Raw genomic sequence first — 22,556 nt, forward strand, 5'->3', positions numbered from 1 at the left:
CTTCATGCTGTCTCTTTACTAAAAATTAGAATCTACTTACACGTTGGATACTTGAATGAGGTAATCTGAGTACTCCAGTTTCTACTTCCCGATGCCTGCAAAAACTCATTGGTATACCAAAACGTGCAATCATCACTCGGGTCAATGGCCATACTGCTGTAATCCCCCCAACGGTTGCTCCTACCTGTTATAGACGGTAATTGATGTCCACCGCCATTCATAATGATCTGTTCACCACGCATCATACCACGTGGGTCGTAATGTCTACGCCCAGTATAATGAATGGAGGGGAACAGTGCGGGGCCAGAGACGCTAAAGCCTAATGCCATATTTCCCTGTTTATCCATTGCAATACTCCCCATCCAGCGCCCATTTCCATCAGGTTGAGTGTATGTACCTTGCTGATGAACAACTAAGTTGCCTCTATAATTTACCCTGAGTTCATACCAACGGGTGGCCGCAATTTGATTGCCAACTTGAACAACATGATTAAAAACTAAGGATTGATGCGTAACAAAATTACGATAAGCCAATCGATACATCGGTCGGTCGGATACCACCTCAAGTTTCGCATTCGTTCCTTGTTGCACGGCGCAATCACCATCTACATTATCAGGGGTTTTATTGCATATAGTTGGGTTGAACGGTTTCACTCTCAGTGCAGTAGGCCCCCAAAAACGGCTGTTATTCGGATTTTGCCAATCCACATGGAACTTCCATACTGCCAGGTGGTTACGCGATGTAACCCCATTTGCATCCTGAAGCAGCCCGACAAAATAGTTTGGCTCGCCTTTAGGAGGAGGTGTTCTCCCATCAAGATCGGAGGGGAGGAAGATCCCTGCCTCTGGTTGTGGTTGAAAACATTGTATCGTTGCTGGAGCCCCAGCTAACATGCTTGAACGATCAAATGCACAGGCAGCAGGCCCTGACTGAGTAGGTAACGTAGGGCTGAGGTCTTCAAGAGGTTCGTTGGGAAACATGACTAACATCATATAATAAGCATCTGGCCAAACGCCCAACTTCCCATAATCATTAAAGTTGGTGCCAAAATCAAATGCATAGCGATAATATGTCCCCGTCGCATCCGCTGTAGTGGAAACCGCAATGCATTGCGTCTGATGTTGTTTGTCTTGAATCGCAAATTGGGTCATAACCCAGCGATTAGCGAGTTGGTCATATTTTACAATAGGGTCGCCACTATTCTGATTTTCACATGGCCCCCCAAACCCAGCCCATAATGCATTGCCTGCTGTTGGCCCCATAATGAGGTTTCCAGTCGCTTTATCAAAAATAGCAAAACTTGTATTAACCCACTGCACAACTTGCGTCAAGCCTACTGAGGCATTAGGATCTGGAGGAGAAACTTGAGGTTGAAAGTTTGAAAAGCCCGCCCCTAAACCTAAAAAACTAAGACCAGGGCTTGTCACTAGAGGCAACTCTGTATTAGGTTGAATCGCCTCGTCTATAAAATTAGCTTCTATCGGCTTCAGTTTTAGTGGTTTTCTATACATAGGAACGATGTAGCGTGATGGTTGAACTGTTTGGACAGTCGAAGCCATACTTTTTAATGGTTCCGAAACATCGTGTTTCACTTCCGAGATCATCAATTTTACTGGCTCAACGGCTAATGCCCCCCCAGAAAAAATACTTATAATCAATCCAAATGCGATGTTAAATCGTTTCACGACCGTTAAACTCCTTGTAAAAAATGATTTGCAATGACTCCTTTGGTGCAATGTGCCATCATCTCGTTTAAAAAATGTACTCTTAAAACGGTTGCATCTATTATCCATACCAATAGTTAAGATCATGTTATCACAATCAATAAAGCACTTAAAATCAATGATCATAGACGCTTTATCGTGGAGCTTTAGCCAATTTTTTGTTTGCACCAGAGCAAATTATTTTAATTAAAGGATTACCGCTAATATATTGAAAATGATGTATTATCCTGCTCTAATATTTCTAATTGCAGCATCCAGAGCAACAGCTGAAACTCAAAACCACTTCATTTAATGGACACATTTATTTCTAAACCAATCAACATTACTATTTCATAAAAGGACCAAAATTATGTCAGCAAGGAGCTTTTTTTTTAGCTTGGTCAGTTGCCTTTCACTGTCTTGTCTTGCCAGCGCCGGCAGCATGGGCTCAATACCCCCAGCCCAAGGTTTCCATCCGGTCGTTACTCTCTTTGGCGGTGTTGCCGGCCTTGATGTGAAAACAAATTCGACTCAATCTTTTAGCGGAACGGATGACGAGCAGTTCATTTATTTCAGCAAAAAGAATAATCAAACCACGGGTTTCGTGGGGGGATTTCTTGGCTCTGAATATCAGCTTCCCCACCATGGTCTTTTTCTGCAAGCGGGTATTGAATACGACTACTTCGGTAATGTGCGCATCAAGGGTCTAAATGCGGCAGGTATCGAGCCAGATACCAGTACGTTTTACCACTACTCTTGGCGTATTCAAACACAACAAGTACTGGCTGTAGCGAAACTCTTTACTACCACCGAGCTGACCTTAGGGACCCCGCATCAGTTCTTTCCTTACCTTTCTGTTGGATTAGGGGCTGCTTTTAATAACGCCAATGAATTTAGCACCACCACCGAAGAAACAGGCAGCATCAATATCACCCCCACTTTTAATGATCATACCCAATCCGCTTTTTCTTACACTTTGGGTATTGGGGTCGATACCTCAATCAACCAACAAATGCGCTTTGGTGTGGGATATCGTTTCTCCGATTTCGGTAAAGCCTCTCTTGATGAAGGGCAAGTGGTGTTCAAACAATACAAAGCCCCGGTAGATTTTGCATTAAGTACAGCGCACACTTATGCCAATCAGTTCATTGTACAGCTGTCTTACGTGGCTTAATTTATCTAATGACTCATGAAACAGAGGACGTTTTTTATGAACAACAAATACCATCTTAAGCACTTATCTTTGGCGTTAGCCCTATGCAGTGCCCTGCCTGGTTCACTCGTTTATGCTGCAGCAAATTTTAGCATTACGCCCATGAACGGCCCTGTATTCCCAAGCTCTATTTATTCTGGCGAGACGGTTTATGCCTATTACACCATTACCAATAAGACCTCATCCACGCGTTCAGGCTATAGGATACAAGGACTGCCTGCTTCTGTGACTCAAGTCACAAATGCGAACCCTGCCTATTGCCAAAATCAAATTATCTTAACAGCCGGTAGTAGTTGTACTCTGCTACTTAGCATTTCAAAACCGGTGAAGTCTTCTTTCGCTTTGTGTAAAGGAAATAGCTGTACCACTGCTGATACCCCTTTGAATGTAAAACAATCAACTTTTTTAGCCCCTGAAGTGGCTGGAGGACAATACTCCGATGGTGCCATCCTTTACCCCTTGTTAGCCAACAGCCAAAATGGAGGCTCCACTTGGACTTACGTGATTGAGAAGAACAAGAACTTGCCTTCAGGACTAACTAATTTAGGTGCTTTTTTCACTACGAGCTGCTCAGGATTAAATTGTATCGCGGGAGGGAGTTATGTCGACGGATCTATCTTTTACCCCTTATTAGCCTACAGTCCAAATGGCGGAGAAACCTGGACTTATTCGGTGGATAAGAACTCGACTCTGCCTTCAGGATTTTCTGGACTCGCTAATTTTGAAAGTATAAGTTGCTCTGGGTTAAATTGTAACGCTGTGGGCCAATATATCGGCAGTTCTTCTAAGCTTTATCCCTTATTAGCCAACAGCCAAAATGGCGGGGCCACCTGGACTTACGTGATTGACGAGAGCAAAAACTTACCTTCTGGATTTTCTGATTTTAGTAATCTTGGCACGGTGAGTTGCTCAGGATTAAACTGTGTCGCAGGAGGGTTTTATACCGATAACCTTTTGACTCAATACCCTATGTTGGCCAATAGCCAGAATGGAGGAACCAGCTGGACTTACGTAATTGACAAGAGCAAAACCTTACCTTCAGGCTATACTGGTTCCGGAATTTTTAATGGTGTGAGTTGCTCTGGATTACATTGTGTTGCAGGCGGACAATATGTTGACAGCTCTATTAAATATCCCTTATTAGCCTATAGCCAGAATGGGGGAGCCAGTTGGACTTACGTGATTGACAAGAGCAAAACCTTACCTACAGGCTATACTGGTTCCGGTATTTTTTACGGTGTGAGCTGCTCGGGATTAACTTGTGTCGCAGGAGGGCAATACTCCGATGGCCTTGCTATATATCCCTTATTAGCCTCAAGCCAAGATGGTGGCGCGACTTGGACTTACACGATTGAGAAAGGTAAGAATTTGCCTGCAGGTTTTGCTGATGGCGGTCTCTTTTTCACTGTGAACTGCTCGGGGTTAAATTGTGTCGCGGGGGGACAATATTCCGACGGTTCTATCCTTTATCCTTTATTAGCCTCCAGCCTAGATGGGGGGACCACCTGGACTTACACAATTGCAAAGAACAAGAACTTACCTTCAGGATTTACTGATATTGGTACTTTTCTTCGTGTGCATTGCTCTGGATCACGCTGTATCGCAAGCGGGTTATATTTCGGCAACTCGATTCAATATCCCCTGGTAGCCAATAGCCAAGATGGCGGCGCAACCTGGATTTACTCCATCGATGCGAGTAAGACTTTACCCTTGGATTTTAGTACTGGTGGCTTTATTAATAGTGGTGTTGTTTCATCATTATTTCCGGAATCAGTTGCTTTGACTTATCAAGGACCCGAAAATTATCACTCAATGAAAATACCAAATTGGCGTTAAATTAGGCCTGCAACAAAGTAATCTTGCTGCAGGGAACACTAGCTGGATTCCTTGCTGTACAAGCAGGAGTCCAGCCAGTGAACATTGCCAACATAAAATCGATCCCCATATTGGGATGACTGATTTACTTATGAGAGTAGAATGAAAGACTAGATACCCATAGCTTGGCGGCTATGGATGAACAAGGAGTGTCAATCATGCCAGTAACACGTATTGAAAAAGACAGTATGGGTGAAATTGCCGTAGAAGCAGATAAGTTGTGGGGAGCACAAACACAACGTTCTCTACAGCATTTTAGTATTGGTCATGATTTAATCCCCCGAGAAATGATAACTGCCTATGCCATTTTAAAAAAAGCTGCAGCATTAGCGAATCATGCCAGTTCTCGTTTGGATGCCAAACAAAAAAAATTAATTGTAGAGGTCTGCGATGAAATTTTGTCAGGCCAACATCACGATATGTTCCCATTGCATGTGTGGATGACTGGGAGTGGGACCCAATTTAATATGAATGTTAATGAAGTGATTGCCAATCGTTGCAGTCAGATTGCAGGCTCCCCATTAGGCAGTAAAACGCCGGTGCATCCGAATGATCATGTGAATATGGCACAATCTTCTAATGATTCTTTTCCTTCAGCAATGTACATCGCTTCCGCAGTACAAATGAAACAGCGATTGATTCCTGCATTAGAGGCATTATCGAAAGCGATGCAGGTTAAAGCGAAAGACTGGAAAGACATTGTCAAAATTGGACGCACCCATATGCAAGATGCAACGCCCCTGACGCTTGGGCAGGAATGGTCTGGCTATGTAGGAATGCTTACCGATAATCTGCACCATCTCGAGTCTGCCCTAACCAATGTGTATCATTTGGCCTTAGGCGGAACAGCAGTGGGTACGGGATTAAACTCTGCACCAGATTTCGCAGAAAAAGCGGCAGAAGCCATTGCCAAACTCACGGGTTTACCTTTTATCAGTGCCCCCAATAAGTTCACCGTCCAAGGTGCACATGATGCGCTGGTACAATTATCAGGCACCTTACGTACTCTTGCTGTTTCTTTATATAAAATCGCGAATGACATTCGCATCCTGTCTTGTGGCCCACGTGCCGGTTTCGCTGAACTTAAGATCCCTGCCAATGAGCCAGGATCCTCCATCATGCCAGGCAAAGTCAATCCTACACAATGTGAGGCACTGACCATGATTTGTGTTCAGGTGATGGCAAATGATGTGGCTATTGGTTTTGGAGGGGCAGGAGGATATCTGGAAATGAATGTCTATAAGCCACTCATCATTTACAATCTCATGCAATCAATTACCTTACTCACAGATGGGATGACCAATTTTCGCCAATTCTTAATCGAAGGTACGGAGCCCAATTTGCAACAAATTCAAGCCTTCGTAGATCGCTCGCTCATGCTGGTCACCGCTTTGTCACCAGTGATTGGCTACGATAAAGCCTCGGCGATCGCCCATTATGCAATGGACCATGATCTTTCTTTGAAAGAAGCTGCATTGCAATTAAAGTATATTAGCGAGGCAGAATTTGATCGTATTGTTGATCCGAAAAAAATGGTAGCACCCTATGTCTCAAAAAAATAATCCTTCAGCAGGCACGCAATCACTCACTCTTGCAAAACAAGCGGAGATCATTTTGGCTTTCGCTAAAGTGCTTTTTGTCAATGGACAAACAACAACGCAAGTAATTCGCGAAGTAAAAAAAATAGCGCATGTATTGCATCTGAATGTCTTACTTGGAACACGATGGGGCGAATTATGGCTACATGTGACGGAACCCAGCGGAGCCCGATTTGAGTGTATTGTCGTCACAGAACCAGCCAGTGTTCATATGGGTAAGGTTATTGCCGCGCGCCAAACCTTAGATGCCTTTTATCAAGGAGCGATCACCTTAGAACATGCTTATGAAGCGCTTTTACAAATTAATCGTCACCCCCCCTCTAAAACGTGGTTATTTACCTTAGCAGCAGCCATGGGGGCAGTAGCATTGGGTGTGATTTTTGGCCTAAATGAATGGTCAGCTGCGTGTTTGATCTTCTTAAGTGCTGCTTTAGGTGCAGTAACACGACGTTATTTGCTAACAATTACACCCAATTTGTTTGTTCAACCTCTAGTAGCCGCCGGAATTGCAGGGATTGTTGGAGCGATGGCAGTCCATTATCATTTAAGCTCTTCATTACGTCTCGTCGCATTATGCCCCTGCATGGTATTAGTCCCAGGCCCACACTTCCTCAATAGCGCTTTGGATTTTATTCATAGTCGTTTGCACCTGGGAATTGCGCGTTTGACTTTAGCCGGATTAATCTGTGTGAGCATTTCTCTGGGGGTATTACTGGGAACGACATTGCTGGGAGCAAGTTTACCTGTTGAGCCGATTACGCACCATATAGTCCCTCTTTGGCAAGATATGATCGCAGCGGGAATTGCTATCGTAGCGTACAGCATTTTTTTCTCTACTCCTTTAAAATTAATTGTCTGGCCAATGATAGTTGGAGTACTTGCGCATATGTTGCGCTGGCAAGCTTTAGTGAGTTTTGGTGCCAGTATTGCTGCAGCCTCTTTCTTGGCTTGCTTTTTAGTAGGTATCGTGCTGACCTTGGTTGCTTATAAGCAGCGGATGCCTTTCGCTGCCTTGGCCTTCGCTGCCGTTGTTTCTATGATCCCGGGGGTCTATTTATTCCGGATGGCCAGTGGGATTGTGGCATTAACGAATAGCCAACATATTACTTTTACTTTACTAAGCCAAACAATTTATGATGGCTTAAATGCTCTGGTTATTACCGTTGCCATCAGCATAGGACTGCTTGGCCCCAAAGTAATTTTGGATAAAATGGTAACAAAACATCCTAAATGGTTACAAACGAACTTGTAGCTGTTTGCTTAATGAAGCATTTATTTCTTGAGTGTTTTCTCAATTTGTTTCTGTGCTTCGTGCAATGCATTAGATGTATCTCGTGCTGTTTTAGGTAAAATGTTAAAGAAACGAAGCAGTTGTGTTTTCCATGAATCCTCATTGTTGTATTTTTTTAGAATTGATTTATCCGCCTCACTTACTGCAACTGATTCTTGAAAAGAACGAATGCTTTTTCCCCATGTTTTTTCTAACGTTGAACGGAGTACCTCATAAGGTAATGTATTACAGTCTTGATTAATGTCCTCTTTAATTTTATCAACGGTTGCATGTAACTGATTTACCATTCGTTCAATGATTACTTTTTTTTCTGGGTTATCAGGATACTCTTGCGCAAGCCGTCGCATGATAGCCCGCAATTTACCCTCAAGCTTCTCTAATGCATTAATAATGAGGGTCATCTTTTTATGAAAAAGCTCGATGATTTTATCGAGATGAGGGCGGGAGTTTATTGTTCTCAGGTATTCCGTATTGCGCCACGGAATAGGACTAAGTTTATGTCGCCTCGTGTCAAACTGTTCAATGCAATTAGAATAATCACCATCATGGATTACTTCATAAAAATTTTTTGTCTGGGCTAAATATTCAGAAGCGGGATAAACTTTATTGGACCATGGATCACAAATAACAGCGTCCTCACCCCAAGTTTCCGGTTGTTTCGGATGGCTATTTTTTTTTCTCCCCACAACTAGAAAGGCATGGTCGCCTCCTTCAATTTCATAAACTTCTGCATTAACCGATGGGGAAGCATGTTGAAGCACATAATCAAGAGCCATGAGTGCCATTTCATAACAATTACCAAGAGAAAATTTTTTGCACTGTTGAATTGTAAAATAAAACTCCTGATACACCTCATTAATTTCTAAACGATAACCCGGATACTCACCACAAAGTGCTCTCAAATCGAGGATGGCTCTAAATAGCGAACCTCGCTGCGCTTTGTCATAAGTATTATTAACGAGTTGTGAAGATCCTTTTAAGATAAACGATCGGGAATAAGCACAGGCTGCTTTTGCAATCATTTCTGGAGTAGTTGATCCACGTGCTTCTCCAGCAACCCCATTATTACTCGTTTCTAGTTTAGAGTCTGTCATCGCTTTGTGTTAGATTAAAAATACAATGTCCAATTATAGGCCAACTAGCTTAAATAAGTATTAACAAGGGAGTATGACGCAGCACTTCAAATTGCCTCATCTGTAATTAAAAAATCCATGGAGATTTTTTAAGGGATTAACAGAGTATCAACTTCTAGTCTAATCTTAGCTAGAAGCCCCCCAAAATCCTTCATGTACTTTAATCGCCTCGTGCTCAAAATAAGGACCATTTACCCGCACGGTCCTTTTTCCTTGCTTCAATATCTTATGACTTGGAATGACGAATCCTCCATGCGCAAGTGCTTCTAGTGCTTGCGCGGAACACCCATAAACAACGCGAGGTACTCCTGACCAATAGATGGCTCCAGAACACATCGCACAAGGCTCTGTGCTGGTATAAAGGATTGAGTCTTTTAAAATTTTTTTAGAAAATTTTTGGGAAGCTTTTCTTAAAAGCACCATTTCAGCATGTGCTGTTACGTCATGAGAGGATATAACTAGGTTTTCTGCAGTTAAAATTATCCGTCCTCGATACACTAATATCGCTCCAAAAGGATGATTTCCTTTTTGACGAGCCAATCGTGCCAGTTGAAATGTTTTGTCCAAAAAAAGTTTATGTGGTTCAGGAGACTCAGCCGCAAATCCCTGTAACGATAATCCAACCAATAACAGAGCTTTAAGATAATTAAAACCAGTTATTTTCCTAACCTGCTTGTTTTGAGGCATGCTCATGGCTCCTATTGAGTCAACAATAAAAGCCATCACCAAAAATCTGCTTAAGACAGGTCGGTCAGGATGACTTAAAGAGTACCGAACCCTAACGATTTTCTTAATGTGAATTAAATCAAGTTGAACTCAACATGTCAAACAAGATAAATCGGGATTTTTTGTATATTTTTTTATCTTTCCTATACTTTAAATTAAATACATAACTTAAGGATGTAGTTATGCCTAATCGAATCCAACCTGGGGATAAAATTGGACCCAACAACGCAGGAAAGATGATTCTGCGTGGCTGTTTTATGAATGTTTCAGAAGATTGGCTAAAAAATTCTTCTATCGAAGTGGGAGGATTACTCACTCGATACCTTAATAATCGACACAACGAGGCTACTGCTATTACGCTACAGTATGGGGACCGTGTTCCCGAAGGGCGTGAAATGGGGCCGCATAGATTAGATGTCGAATTTATGGCAAATGTAACGTACCAATTAAGAAAGTTCGAAAAAAGCGGGATAGACCTTCTGAAGGCGAGCTCAGATGATATTTTTGATCAAGTAAGCGAGCAAGTGATACTACTTCGGCAATCAATCCAAAATTATGAGGATAAATGCGCGGAAGAAGGTATAGAACCGATGTTTACTGGGGTTCCGTCTGTTATCATTAATAACGTTCTTAGCCGGGACGCAGTCACCCATGCTCAAAGCTTATTGTGGGAAGTTAGAGCAGAGCCAGTAGTAGCTGCTCAAGCTGCCCCGCTCAATTTATTTGAGGGATTAACGATGCACGTCAGTCCAGGCTCAAAATAAGCAGCCTGGGTATGCTATCCCTTTATTAAGCCTCCGAGTTACTGCTTAAAAGCCCCACACTAAATTTTCTAAATCCTTCAAGCTTCTTACTTTATCCTTCCAATTTGGAATTCTTACCTGAATATTCAAATTGCTGTATTGATGGAGCAGCATTAATGCGGTCAGTTGATGACTCAACATGTTCGTCAACTCATTTGGTAAATAGCCATAAGCCATTAAAAACGTGCGAAGTAATTGCTTGTCACCTTGTATAAGAAAGGCACCTGGGCCAAGCAAATCATACTCTGGTAAGCCTAACATCGCATCTCCAAAGTCAATCAATCCACTAATGTGCCAAATGCCATCCACTTGCTGAACTAAAAAATTCATCGGGGTATATTCCCCTGTCAAGATAACTGGCTTTTTGATCTCAGGTAAGGCTTCTTTGATTGAGTCAAGGTAAGCAGGCAGCTGTTGCAATAAAGGCATTGAAAGTCCTTTAGTTCGATGTTGCTCCACGCAATGCGCTATTTGTTTTTCCAGAAATTGCGGCCAATAACAATCAATAGCCTCAAGTCCATCTGTGGGTAAAGCATGAACTTCTCGAATGAGTTCTCCTAATTCGCGAAGGATGATCAGTTTATTATTGTGGGGCATTGTTTCCCACAGGGTTTCCAAAAGAGTCCCTTCAAGTTTGCTGATGATTAGATAAGGCCAGCCCAAAAGTTCCCCTTCATACTCAAGAGTGGGGGTTTTTATCGAAAGCTTGCCAGCCACATGCTTTAATACTAATCGCTCACTTTCAAATTGACTTTGATGAAATGGCGGAAAAATTTTAATCACGTGACTATCCCCGTACGAAAAGACAATATTTGTCCCTTCAGAAAATAGCGTTAATGATTGCGCTGCGAATTGGTGTCTATGAATAATCGCTCTAGTCAGATCTTCTTCAATATGTTGCTTGAGCTGTTCATAGTCTTCGAAGGTATGGATGGTAGAGAGTGTTTGATTTAAAGTTGCGTTATCCATCAATTCATTCCTGACATGTTTAATTTTAAATTCATGCTGTTTTTTTTCAGACCAATTGTAACACTTTATTAACAATAATCTAATTTTCTATCACCAAGTGTCGCTTGGTTGCTCGCCAATCCAGAATTTAATGTCCTTTATTTCTCTGCTATGGGTAAATCCTGGTTGAAGCAACCACTACGATTGCTTTAGAATAACGAAGTTTGTTAGTGTAACGCGCCATACCATTGAAAAAAAATCTTCAGCAAATTCAACATGAGAAAATTCTAAGATTCTTGGATAACTAATTTCGATTCCATAGTTCGAATTCTTTCATAATCTAATAAAATCAACTCTCGATCTCCAGCCAATCCAACAATTCCAATGCTTGTTAGATAATCTACTGTTTGTGGAACATGGTCACCATTTTTAAACCAAATATGCTGATTAAAAAATGTATGCAATTTAGAAATGTCAGCAAGGGCTTCGAGATTCACTATATTCCCTTGAGCGGGTGATTTCAAAAAAACAGGCATAACTGTTTTTTTGAATATCATTGTTTTCGTTACCACATCGCCTTCGGTATAGATCTCAACTAATTTATCTGCTTGACTACTACCCGTTGCCTCTCGAGCGAAGCCAACCACTGGGCCGCCACACATTCTGGTCCCTGTTTCTATGAGACGAGGCCCGTCCTTAGTAAGCATTATTTCATTATGAGCCGCTCCCCAGCGAATCCCCAGAGCATCTAATGCTTTTTGAGTATAAGCAAATAATTCACCGTACATTTCTTCACTATAAGGTACAAACTCAACATAGTCGTAAACCGTTTTGCGACGATTAAACAAGGTCTTATTGTATTTAATTAAATGCGCTAAATAATGTTTTCCATGGGCACTCACGGTACCTACAGCAAATTCAGTTCCAATAGCCTGCTCCTGCACAACAACGGATTCATTCATTTTCCCAGTCAGTTTAGATGGCTCAGATAAAACGCAGTTAAATGCCTTTTTCCAATCACCTCTTGCTTGAATGTGAAAGACCTTATCGCTGCCAGCAGAAGCTGGAGGTTTAATTATCAGTGGCGAGTGAATCAATCCGTTTGTCTTAATCCAAGTTTCCGCTTCATCTTCCGATGAGGTATTGCACGTCTTGAGGGCTGGAACTCCGGCTTCCTGTAACGCTTTTTGCATTAGTGCCTTGTGCAATCTGTGCGCTGATTTTTTGGGATCATTGGCGAAATGAGGGGTTAAAGCACTAGCCAAAACGTCCGCAAGGGGAACTCCCTCCTCAGCACCGGGAATAATGGCAAGTGGGTTGTACTTTCTAAGCACCTCAACTAAATTGGGTTGCTCTGGAATGATTTCGATAAAATCGTTGGTTCGAATTTTTGTACCAAATCCATCCCAATCTACTGGCTTATGCATGATGGCAATAGCAGGTATCCCACGTGCTTTAAAAGCAGGAGCCAACTCTATTCCTGATGAGAGTGGATCGACAATTACTACGGGCCTATTCATGGACTATGCTCCTTATCAACTCCAATAAGGACTCAATTTTATCGAGTGGCGCGGAGGATTGAATATAAGAATCAGGTCTTACTAAAATTGCTAGGTTTTTATATTGCATGTTATTTGTCCAAAAATGGTTATGACATGGTTTCAGATAAATTGGAATGACGTTTACAACTTCTGGCACCTTGAGATCCAGTTCATAAGAACCAAAGATGAGTAAGGTAAATTTCCGGTAGTCCAAAAGAGAGTAAAGTCGTGTTTTGACGAGGCCATTAAAAATTTCAAAATCAAAGAGTCGAGAGCCACGAAGTTCTAGACCCCCATAACGAATCCCCATGCCCGTAATATTCCCAGCACGTTTTTGTATAATCGTTACATAGTCTTCGGCATGGGTCCCATTAGCTGAATACTTAGTCGAACGGACAAGTTCCCCAGAAGTCTTGATCACCTCGCAAGCGACTGGTTTGCGCTCCGCTTCATAACTTAGTAACAGTTCTTTGGGGGCAGCGAAACGCATGACCATGTTTAACTTCCACATGAGATTAAATGCATCTGCAAGACCGGTATTAAGCCCTTGCCCGCCATTTACTGAATGAATATGACATGCATCACCGGCTAGAAAAATACGATCCTGCACGAAGAAATTTTCGGCGACAGACTCCTTAACCGAAAATTGTGAAAACCAAACAATCTCCTTAAAATATAAGGTATGAGGCTGCATTGCTTGATTAATTTTGCCGATGGCTTCATGCAAGGTAAAGTCTTGAGTATCCATTCTGACGTAAAACCTGTCGATTTTCCCCTCCCTTGGTATCCACGCCACATCAGAGGTTTCGGCCTGAAATACGATGATTTCAGGAACTTTTGGAAAATCTGTGGCGATAATGCCATCAATTACGGCCCATACCATTTGTGGGCGGATGATCTCAAAAGGTATTGCAAAGTGATTGCGGACAAACGAATGGGCGCCATCTGCGCCAATGACATAACGTGACTGAATATGCGCTCCATTGGCAAGGGTGGTGAGACATCCCGCTTGATTTAGCTCAATATTGACTAGAGTTGTTGAACGTTTTACAGCTGCAGAAATCTCTTGAAGTTTCTTATCTAACAGTTTTTCTATATAAGACTGCCCCAGCATCAAGAAATGTTTATGCAAACACCCTTCCAGTTCCTCCCACCATGACGATTGCCGGGAAATAAATTTTCCGTCTGCCCACACCGAGCTGGTGTTGCAGGTCTTTCCTAAAGGATAGAGTTCATCAAATAAATCGACTAACTCCAGAAGCTGTAACGTGCGTGCATTCAGTGCATCCGCTCTACCGACTTCCAAAGGACCATCCGATTTATCAATGATAATCGTATGGATACCAGAAAGTTGTCCGAGGTAGGCACACATAAGCCCTACCGGACCAGCCCCCACAATCACAACATCCGCAACTTGGGCATTCATTCGTAAGACTCCAGACCCGGGTTATCAAAGGGAGGATGACTCAACACATGGACGCGTTGAATATGGCGAGGAGACTTAGAGACAAATCCTTCTCGACCATGTAATAGTGAAAAATTATCTGCAATGACGATGTCTCCAGTTTGCCACTCGTGGGCATAGAAATTATCGGGTGAATAAAGTGCTGTTTTTATACTTCGATGGAAGCGCTCTAACTCTCCCTGGTTGATACCAGTAAATTGAAGATCAGGTGGATTTACAAAATGACCTTTATCTGCAGAAGGAGGTTCATTGTAGCGAATAACGAAGTAATCCTTTTGAGGATGCTTGGTGATAATTGGCGATACCGTCTTACTGTTATAAAATTCCATTGTTCGTTGATAGATACCCGTCACTTTCGTCCAAAATTCTTTGACTTCAGGAGATGCAAACTTTAACGCTAAAATGGTGTTTGAAAAGGTTGTCCTTCCCCCTTGTCCAGGCAAAGGCGCTTTGACACAATGAAAAATCTGATATTCCGGGACTTGGGGTCGATACATGCCATCCCAATGGAGCGGCATGTAACTGTGATCAAAAATATGATCTTCCGGCTCTTCTTGCTCAATTAACTCAAGTACCTTGCCAAATGGCCAAAGACTTACTTCGCCCCAAAATTCACAATAGCTGGAAAAATCCTCGCCATTTAGAAATGTTTCAAACCCTCTTAAGACAACGAGTTGATTCTCCCTGAATAAATGACGTAAGTTCTCTATATCCAACTCGTTCACTTTCGTTTTTTCGCTTACAGATTCTATGAGCACACCAAAGGGTTTTAGATGAGTCACTTCATAATTCATATTACACCTCGGCCATTAATTGATAATGACTGTGCCGTCCATCAGCAGCATAAATCAATTTTGCCCCTAAAGCCTCGGCTTCCGAGCGCTTCAGCAAGACATACCCTTTCTTGCTTTCAACCGCAACGCCATGCCAAGGGGTCATCCAGTTTTCATTTCCTATTAAGCGAATTCCTAATTTTTTTGAGCCACATGATTGCGGATGAATGGACAATCGAACTGCCTCAGGAAAACGCTCAGAGATTAGGTTACTCCAAGCATTACTTCTTCTGATCACCTCATAGGCTTTAGAGCGAGACTCTTTTTGGATGGCCGCGCGACTTTTTATTCGCCCTTTATGCATGGCGTCTTCAAATAAAAAACGGGTGATTCCACTGTACATACGATTTGCTTCTTGCTCATCAACTCTTGCTGACGATTTAGCACCATTGCGAATCTTGAGCTTAAGCGCGTCTAAGGACTGTCCATAGCGTTTGATCAGTTCCTCACGCATTTGCTCAAAGTGAAGATTCTTATAAAAGGCATCCAGATTAAAAATTGATAGGTCTGAAAGGGACATTTCCTTTATTAGTCTATCCAGTTCAACTTGGTAGGCAGTCACATTACTTTCTTTCATTCCAATCACATCACTAAAAACCCTTCCATCGGAACACAAAATAATTTTAATTCCGGGGACATAAAAGTGTTTTATTCGCTGACAGAGTGTGCCCAAAAAATTAAGAGAAAGTCGTTCAGCATAATCTGGCAGGGGACCCAGAACTTTTTCAGGATTAGGAGACTTGCCTGGAAAAGCCGGTAATATAAACGTAACGGGTTCATTTTTTTCAACTGCGGCAATGATTTTTGGCAAATGGGACGAAGCACACTTTTGACAATCCCTAGGACATAAGCGAATCATTTCTGGGACACGACGATAAATCATTAATTCGGCTAATATTCTTTGGGCAATTCCTTCGGCGCCAAGATTCTCTGTAATTAAAGTAAATGCGGTATTGTTCATTTTCCTTCTCTCATCAAAATGATTTTGTTGACTAAATTGCTTGGAAAATAAAATTTTTGCCAAACTGAATATCTGTCACTCCTGCAGAGGCAGGAATCGACACACGAATGTGGCATGGTGCCTGATTGATGGATGTAATTCCGCTTTCGCGGGAATGACAGACACTTTTTCAACAAAGCCCCTCAACTAGAGAGTAACGATCCTCAATAAATAATTAAAATGATTTATTTTAATGGTTGTGATAAATTTTATTTATGGCAGGTGTTCCCTTGATGATTCATGTCTCTATTATTGGATGATATAAAATATTTTATCGCGGCTAGTGATACCCTCAATGTGACCCGAGCGTCCGAAATTATCGGGATATCTCAACCTGCACTTAGTTATTCTATAAAGAGACTAGAAAACAAACTGGGTGGACTGCTCTTTATCAGGCTTAAAAATGGGATTCAACTAACGAAACTTGGAGAGGAGTTTAAGCAACGCGCTCATCGACTCGTATATGAATGGGAGCAGGTTCAAAACATCGCCAATCCTGAATCAGGGCTTGTACAAGGAAATTATACCATTGCCCTTCACCCTTCAGTTGCTCTTTACGCGCTCCAGTACTTTATGCCAAAACTTCAGGTTCAGTTTCCAAAGCTTGGCTTTAATTTTATTCATGGCCATTCAAGAGAAATGACTGAAAAAGTAATCAGTTGGGAAGCCGATTTTGGTATAGTTGTTAACCCCATACAACATCCTGATCTCGTTATCATCAAGCTATCTACTGATGAAGTCTCAATCTTTTACGCCAACAATGCCCAAAATAAACTTATTTTTGATATAAAGCTTGCTCAATCACAATATATACTGAAGCAAATTGATAAAAAAACCGCTTTTAATGGTGTGATTAACTCGACCAGTCTGGAGGTGATAGCCAAGCTAACAGCCTTAGGTCTTGGATATGGGATTCTCCCTTCAAGGGTCACCTATCAATACAAACATCTTAGACGATTAGATAATGCGCCTGTATTTAGAGATGAGATTTGTTTAGTCTACAGACCAGAAAAACATAGTAATCCTGTAAGTAAAAAAATTATTCAAATTATTCGGTCAGCTCTAAGCTGTGATAACGTTTAGATTTAAAATTCATGCAACTTTCTAGCTACCTACTATCAAAGGACGTAGCTAGAAAGTTGTGGTCAAAACTCTATTTTTTGAGCTCAAAACTGGTGATTCGAGTATCGCCTGTTGATAATTTTACTTCAACCTTATAGGTACCTGCCGGCCAGTTACCCGAAGCATCATTAAACTTAAAGGCTTTAGCAATATTGCCACTGATACTGGCAACATTTTCACCATGTTCGTGAATATTTTTTGATGGATTAATTATAAATACCTGTACCTTCAGTCCAGCTATTGCATGGAAAATCTGCACTGTAACGTATATCGCTTGGGTTGGTGGTAAAGTCGCTTTGCCTTGGCTCACATAACCGTCGCTATTCCCTACATCACTAATCAAAATACCTGCGATACGCGGTGCTCCAGTGTCAGATTTAGTGACAACCTGATCACCTTGAGCAATCGCCTGATTCATGATCAATAAAAGTACTATAGATAACAACAGGGTTATAAAAGTATTTACCGCAATGTGTATGGATTTAGCCCGATCCTGAACGGTATGTTTCATGATGACTCTTCCTGAGTAGTACTTTAAATTAGCATAGTCCGTCGTTGCTCATTTAGCCAATATTTGTCATTGCTGCGGGGCAAGAATAACAGACAAGGTTTCAGCAAAGCCCCTCAAATGGAGAGTACCAACCCGCAACAAATAATTAAAATGCGATAAATTTATTTATGATTAATATTTAATTGATGACTCATCTCATCATTGTTTAATTAAGACCCCTTCATGGATTAAAGAGCTAGGATAAAGAATTACCTCATCTCCAGCTTTCAAACCTTTTTCTATTACCGCCAAATCTGGATTATGATGTTCTATAACGATTCTCTGCTTATAAGCTCTATGCTTCTTGACAACAAAAACAGCCCAATTGTCTTCATCTCTAAATAAAGCACTCATCGGCACCACAAGAGAATGAGCCGATTCAAAAAGAATGATTTCTACATCGACCCTATATCCATCCCCAAGGTTCTTCCATAATTCATGGGGTGTACTGATATCAATAATCACATTGACTCGTTGTTCTTCAACTCCAAGCGCAGATATTTTCATATAACCACTGGGTTCAACAACTCGCACACGACCTTTCAAGGGGTAAGAGCCACCCCATCGTTTTATAATTACTCGTGCATAAGGAGGAATTTTTGCTGCATCTTCGCTTAATATATCAGCGACGACTTCAAGGCCTACAACATTAGCGATATCCATAATTTTTGTACCAGGCGCTACAGTAGTCTCACTTTTTTCAATAACCCTTAAAACGGAGCCAGCAACAGGAGAGTGAATTTCAACCTTATCCTGCTGGTTCTTTTCATTATCAACTGTACCGGAGAGTGATGCTTTAACTTTTAAAATATAATGCTCTGCTGCATGCAGTTTACGTAATGCAGCATTGTATTCTTTTTGTCTTAATTGATATTCCAATTGGGTATGTTCTAACTCTGTTTCCGAAACAAACCCTTTTTTTAGCAACGGTTGCTTTCTTTTTAAATCCGACTCAGCGGTCTTAAGTGCTGCTTCAGCACGAATTGACTCAGCATTGGCCTGTTCATATAAAGCTTCGGCAGTACCTAACTCTTGCTCTAATTCTTGCTTTGTCCGAACATCAAGCAAGGTTGGGATTTTCGGTTTGATGATCGCAATGACTTCGTCTTTATTTACTTTATCACCCTCAGTCAGATTAATGCGTAATAGTTCGCCAGAAACCGGAGAAACAATAGTATATATTTTTATAGCGCGTGTTTTCGCATCATCTTCAATGTACTGAACAAAGTGCTCATACTTTACTTTCGCTGTTTCAACGTCAATACCCTTATGAGAAAAGAACCACAGAATAACAACAAAAACTACAATGATTACAAGCGAATACCACAATAGTTTTTTCAGATTCAGGCTCATTATCTTCATCAGTCTGCTACCTTTAATACAGAGGTTAAATTGAGATGACCGGCTTTACGCTGAATAATATAAAAACTAATTAAACTAGAAAAAAATATAACCATAATGGAGATAATATAAGTTCTAGGCTCAATAACAAAAGGAATTTTAAACCAATCTGTTTGCATTAATTGCAGTATAGACCAGGACAAAAAATACCCAATAATTAATCCTAAAGGGGTAGAAAGTATTATCTCAAACAGATGATTTAAAAAAAGTAAAGTAGATACCTCTCCCTGAGTAAATCCTAAAACTTGTAGTGTCGTTAACTCTCGGGCTCGTTCCGCCAAGGTAATGCTCGCATTATTATAAACAACGCTAACCGCAATAATGATGGCAAAACTTGCAAGAATAGTGGTAAAAACAAGGATATGCTTCGCAAAAGTTTCTTCAAATGTCTTAATAATCGATGTCTTAAAAGTAATAGTACCTATCTTAGGTATTTCTTTTACCTCTTTATATAAATTTTTGACATGTTTTGTGTCTACAGTAATGGCTGCTGAGTTGATTAACCAATCTTCATTTAATAAACGGTTAAGTGTCTCAATTTCAATATAAGCGAACATTCCTACATAGTCATTTATAATTCCTTGTACTTTCAATTGCGTTTTCGCTTTGTTCCCTTCAAGCAGTTCAATATCCAGTCGATCGCCAACAGCCAAATGCAATCGTTCTGCTAACCCCTCACTGATTAACACCGCATGTTTGGGGATAGTCATGCGATGAAGATTTTTGTCTAATAATACTTTTAATTTTGCACTTTCAGAGATACCAAACAGCGAAGACAGTTCGCTTCGATGTTGATAAGTAAATCGGGTGGGTACAATACGATAACCTTCACTATTCGTGATCCCGATAATTTGATTCAATTCCATTAAAGCTATTTTATTGATGGGATTAACAAAGCTAACAACAGCATGTTCCCGTTGAGCCATAATAAATTGGGTATTTATGAGATAACTTATCGCATCTTGCCAAAATAATCCGAGGATTACGATGGCCATTGCTAATGCAATACCCACACAGGTTAATATCGTGCGTAAAAAATGGCGGAAAATATAGCGATACACCATTTTCACACTGCTGGGAAGTCTGGAAAAAAATTTGATTTTTTCAATCATAGTTGCTCGATACATCATAGGGATTGGCGGTTTCATCGCTACTGCAGGCATAAGACTTATTACCTGATGAATCGCTCGCAATGCCCCCAACATGGCCGCTAAAAAGCAAATTAAGACTCCGATGATGGCTGCAAGATATGAAAAAATATAGGGAAACTTTGGGAATATAAAATATTCGGTATATAAATGGGTCATTAGATTACCAAACCATGCTCCTAATGACACCCCACCAAGTGCTCCAATGAAAATAATAACCAGAATTATTTTAATATAGTGGTATGCAATGGCCAGGTCACGATAGCCCAGGGCCTTTAAAGTTGCTATTTGCCCGCGCTCTTTACTTATCATACGTCCTATAACTAAATTTAATAAAAATGCTGCCACGATTAAGAAAACAGGAGGAATATAGGTCGCAATAATTTTTTGTTGTTTTATTTCATTCGTTACAAATCGATCAGATATTTGATCTTTTCGTGTATAGCTAATAGTCAAACCATACGAATGAAAAATTCTTTCTAATTGAGTCATTACATATTGTTCTGAGGCATTAGGCGCAAGCTTAATATTAATGTCATTAAAAGCATCCTCCATTCCAAATGCAGCACTTAGCGCCTTTCGACTCATCCAAAATACGCCGAAATGGCGATTGTCAGGCAGCAAATCTTCCCCACGAATGGCATACACATATTCAGGTGATAAAACAATACCAACAATTTTTAGCTTTTCTCTATAGCCATTTAATAACGCAAAAATACTATCACCAGGTTTTAAATTATGACTCTTTGCAAAACTTTCATTGACTAATATTTCATCCTGGCGATTAGCATCGGGCAGTCTTCCCTGGCGCAAAAATAATTGATTAAGACCTGATGTATGCTTATCCGATATTGATATAAAACGACCTACTGCAGGCTCTGGCATCCAAGGTAAGTCAAGCACAACATCCTCTACAATTCGAGTTTCTACTTGGGCTACCCCTGAAATTTCTGTTATTCGCTTTTCTAAATAGTTCGGCGCTCTTTTCAGTGAAGCAAATACATCGGCAAAATGATAATTGGAATAAAATTCCTGTTGCGCGTTTTTTAATGATACATAGGTATTAACTGATGCGATTAAAACACTAACTCCACTGCAAACAACCAATGCGATGGTAATAATTTGGCTTTTGAGTGTTATAACATCACGCCACAATTTTTTGTTTAATACGGTTACCATTGCAATTCTTCTGGTTTTCGTTTGTATTTATTTTTTAATATCTTGCTGATTGAACCATCTGCTATATGAATTACTCGATCGGCCATCTCACTGATCACTATATTATGGGTAATAATGACTACGGTGGTATTCAACTTTTTGTTCGCTAAAGCAAGTGTTCCTAAAACAATTTTACCGGTTTCGCAATCAAGTGCTCCTGTAGGTTCATCACATAAAAGGACATCTGGATTCTTAGCTATAGCACGAGCTATTGCAACGCGTTGTTGCTCTCCCCCAGATAACTGCGAAGGGAAGTGATTCATACGACTTTCTAAGCCAAGTAATTTAATTGCATCCTCAGGATGCATTGGATTGTCTGCAATTTCGGTAACGATAGAGACATTCTCTAAAGCAGTAAGGTTGGAAATAAGATTATAAAATTGAAAAACAAATCCTACATGCTCGCGTCGATAGCGGGTTAAATCATGTTGGCTCGATGAAGTAATCATATGATCTTTATAAATGACTTCACCAGATGAAGGCACATCCAATCCGCCTATTATATTTAAGAGTGTAGACTTACCACTTCCAGATGGCCCTAAAAATACAACAAGTTCCCCTTGATATAAGTCAAGGCTAACGGATCGCAAAGCATGAATTACCACCTCGCCCATTAAATACGTTTTAGTCAAATTTCGAATAATAAATGCCGGAATTTGTGGCATTACAAAATCCATTTATAAATTAATATGCTTAGTAATCCTTTTTTATTGAATGCATTATGGATGCATTCAATAACCGTAAAACAATCTCTGAAAAATTAATAGAATGAGCTATTCTTAATTACCATAATAAACTTAGTTTAGATCAAAAATAATTTTTAAGCCCTATATTTTATTTCTTTAAGATTAATGTAATTTCGGCAGTATCAATTAATGGTTAATTGAGTTTATTAAAATTTATTCTATTATAAAAAGAATAGCTTATTTAGATTTTCTTTTATGCGCTGACATTCTGGGGCTTGTCTATAGAATTTAGAGCTTATTCA

At 40.6% G+C, this 22,556-nt stretch carries 18 protein-coding genes; 6 read left to right on the forward strand and 12 right to left on the reverse strand.

Annotated features, from left to right (window positions below; all coding sequences use genetic code 11):
- Positions 1 to 32 precede the first annotated feature (32 nt).
- A complete protein-coding gene (locus tag OQJ26_RS09095) occupies positions 33 to 1,685 on the reverse strand; it encodes a hypothetical protein (protein ID WP_265703542.1) in 1,653 nt (550 codons plus the stop codon).
- A 388-nt stretch (positions 1,686 to 2,073) separates the two neighbouring features.
- Between OQJ26_RS09095 and OQJ26_RS09100 the strand changes: the two genes are divergently transcribed.
- From OQJ26_RS09100 to OQJ26_RS09115, 4 genes are all read left to right on the forward strand, one after another.
- A complete protein-coding gene (locus OQJ26_RS09100; RefSeq protein ID WP_265703543.1) occupies positions 2,074 to 2,877 on the forward strand; it encodes an outer membrane protein in 804 nt (267 codons plus the stop codon).
- 36 nt (positions 2,878 to 2,913) lie between these two features.
- Positions 2,914 to 4,752, forward strand: coding sequence for a beta propeller repeat protein (locus OQJ26_RS09105; RefSeq protein ID WP_265703544.1), 1,839 nt, complete (start codon positions 2,914 to 2,916; stop codon positions 4,750 to 4,752).
- Between the two features lie 197 nt (positions 4,753 to 4,949).
- A complete protein-coding gene (fumC, locus tag OQJ26_RS09110; RefSeq protein ID WP_265703545.1) occupies positions 4,950 to 6,353 on the forward strand; it encodes a class II fumarate hydratase in 1,404 nt (467 codons plus the stop codon).
- Entirely contained in the window at positions 6,337 to 7,641 is a 1,305-nt protein-coding gene (locus tag OQJ26_RS09115; RefSeq protein ID WP_265703546.1) for a threonine/serine exporter family protein, read from the forward strand. Before fumC ends, OQJ26_RS09115 begins: the two co-directional genes overlap by 17 nt.
- 20 nt (positions 7,642 to 7,661) lie before the next feature.
- Here the strand turns inward: OQJ26_RS09115 and OQJ26_RS09120 are convergent, their stop codons facing one another.
- Both OQJ26_RS09120 and OQJ26_RS09125 read right to left on the reverse strand, forming a co-directional pair.
- Positions 7,662 to 8,774, reverse strand: coding sequence for a hypothetical protein (locus OQJ26_RS09120; RefSeq protein ID WP_265703547.1), 1,113 nt, complete (start codon positions 8,772 to 8,774; stop codon positions 7,662 to 7,664).
- A gap of 165 nt (positions 8,775 to 8,939) precedes the next feature.
- Positions 8,940 to 9,500, reverse strand: a complete 561-nt coding sequence (locus OQJ26_RS09125; RefSeq protein WP_265703548.1) for a nucleoside deaminase — start codon at positions 9,498 to 9,500, stop codon at positions 8,940 to 8,942.
- 221 nt (positions 9,501 to 9,721) lie between these two features.
- Between OQJ26_RS09125 and OQJ26_RS09130 the strand changes: the two genes are divergently transcribed.
- Positions 9,722 to 10,303, forward strand: coding sequence for a hypothetical protein (locus tag OQJ26_RS09130; protein WP_265703549.1), 582 nt, complete (start codon positions 9,722 to 9,724; stop codon positions 10,301 to 10,303).
- Between the two features lie 45 nt (positions 10,304 to 10,348).
- Here OQJ26_RS09130 and OQJ26_RS09135 read toward each other — a convergent pair whose 3' ends face one another.
- The 5 genes from OQJ26_RS09135 to OQJ26_RS09155 form a co-directional block, all read right to left on the reverse strand.
- On the reverse strand, positions 10,349 to 11,311 hold the full coding sequence (locus tag OQJ26_RS09135; RefSeq protein ID WP_265703550.1) for a phosphotransferase family protein: 963 nt from the start codon (positions 11,309 to 11,311) through the stop codon (positions 10,349 to 10,351).
- A gap of 266 nt (positions 11,312 to 11,577) precedes the next feature.
- Positions 11,578 to 12,810 carry an ATP-grasp domain-containing protein gene (locus tag OQJ26_RS09140; protein WP_265703551.1) on the reverse strand — a complete coding sequence of 411 codons (1,233 nt, stop codon included), beginning with the start codon at positions 12,808 to 12,810 and terminating at the stop codon, positions 11,578 to 11,580.
- Positions 12,803 to 14,257, reverse strand: a complete 1,455-nt coding sequence (locus OQJ26_RS09145) for an FAD-binding protein (RefSeq protein WP_265703552.1) — start codon at positions 14,255 to 14,257, stop codon at positions 12,803 to 12,805. The genes OQJ26_RS09140 and OQJ26_RS09145 overlap by 8 nt, the downstream gene beginning before the upstream one ends.
- Complete coding sequence (locus OQJ26_RS09150) at positions 14,254 to 15,090, reverse strand: TauD/TfdA dioxygenase family protein (protein ID WP_265703553.1); 837 nt, start codon at positions 15,088 to 15,090, stop codon at positions 14,254 to 14,256. The genes OQJ26_RS09145 and OQJ26_RS09150 overlap by 4 nt, the downstream gene beginning before the upstream one ends.
- 1 nt (position 15,091) lies before the next feature.
- Positions 15,092 to 16,090, reverse strand: coding sequence for an isocyanide synthase family protein (locus OQJ26_RS09155; RefSeq protein WP_265703554.1), 999 nt, complete (start codon positions 16,088 to 16,090; stop codon positions 15,092 to 15,094).
- Positions 16,091 to 16,369: 279 nt separating this feature from the next.
- Here OQJ26_RS09155 and OQJ26_RS09160 point away from each other — a divergent pair, with 279 nt between their 5' ends.
- A complete protein-coding gene (locus OQJ26_RS09160) occupies positions 16,370 to 17,212 on the forward strand; it encodes a LysR family transcriptional regulator (RefSeq protein ID WP_265703555.1) in 843 nt (280 codons plus the stop codon).
- Positions 17,213 to 17,282: 70 nt separating this feature from the next.
- Here the strand turns inward: OQJ26_RS09160 and OQJ26_RS09165 are convergent, their stop codons facing one another.
- The 4 genes from OQJ26_RS09165 to OQJ26_RS09180 form a co-directional block, all read right to left on the reverse strand.
- Entirely contained in the window at positions 17,283 to 17,762 is a 480-nt protein-coding gene (locus OQJ26_RS09165) for an ABC transporter permease (protein ID WP_265703556.1), read from the reverse strand.
- A gap of 198 nt (positions 17,763 to 17,960) precedes the next feature.
- A complete protein-coding gene (locus OQJ26_RS09170) occupies positions 17,961 to 19,163 on the reverse strand; it encodes an efflux RND transporter periplasmic adaptor subunit (RefSeq protein WP_265703557.1) in 1,203 nt (400 codons plus the stop codon).
- Complete coding sequence (locus tag OQJ26_RS09175; protein WP_265703558.1) at positions 19,163 to 21,529, reverse strand: ABC transporter permease; 2,367 nt, start codon at positions 21,527 to 21,529, stop codon at positions 19,163 to 19,165. The genes OQJ26_RS09170 and OQJ26_RS09175 overlap by 1 nt, the downstream gene beginning before the upstream one ends.
- A complete protein-coding gene (locus OQJ26_RS09180) occupies positions 21,523 to 22,233 on the reverse strand; it encodes an ABC transporter ATP-binding protein (RefSeq protein ID WP_265703559.1) in 711 nt (236 codons plus the stop codon). The genes OQJ26_RS09175 and OQJ26_RS09180 overlap by 7 nt, the downstream gene beginning before the upstream one ends.
- Positions 22,234 to 22,556 lie beyond the last annotated feature (323 nt).

This window comes from Legionella sheltonii (assembly GCF_026191355.1).
Taxonomy (GTDB): Bacteria; Pseudomonadota; Gammaproteobacteria; order Legionellales; family Legionellaceae; genus Legionella; species Legionella sheltonii.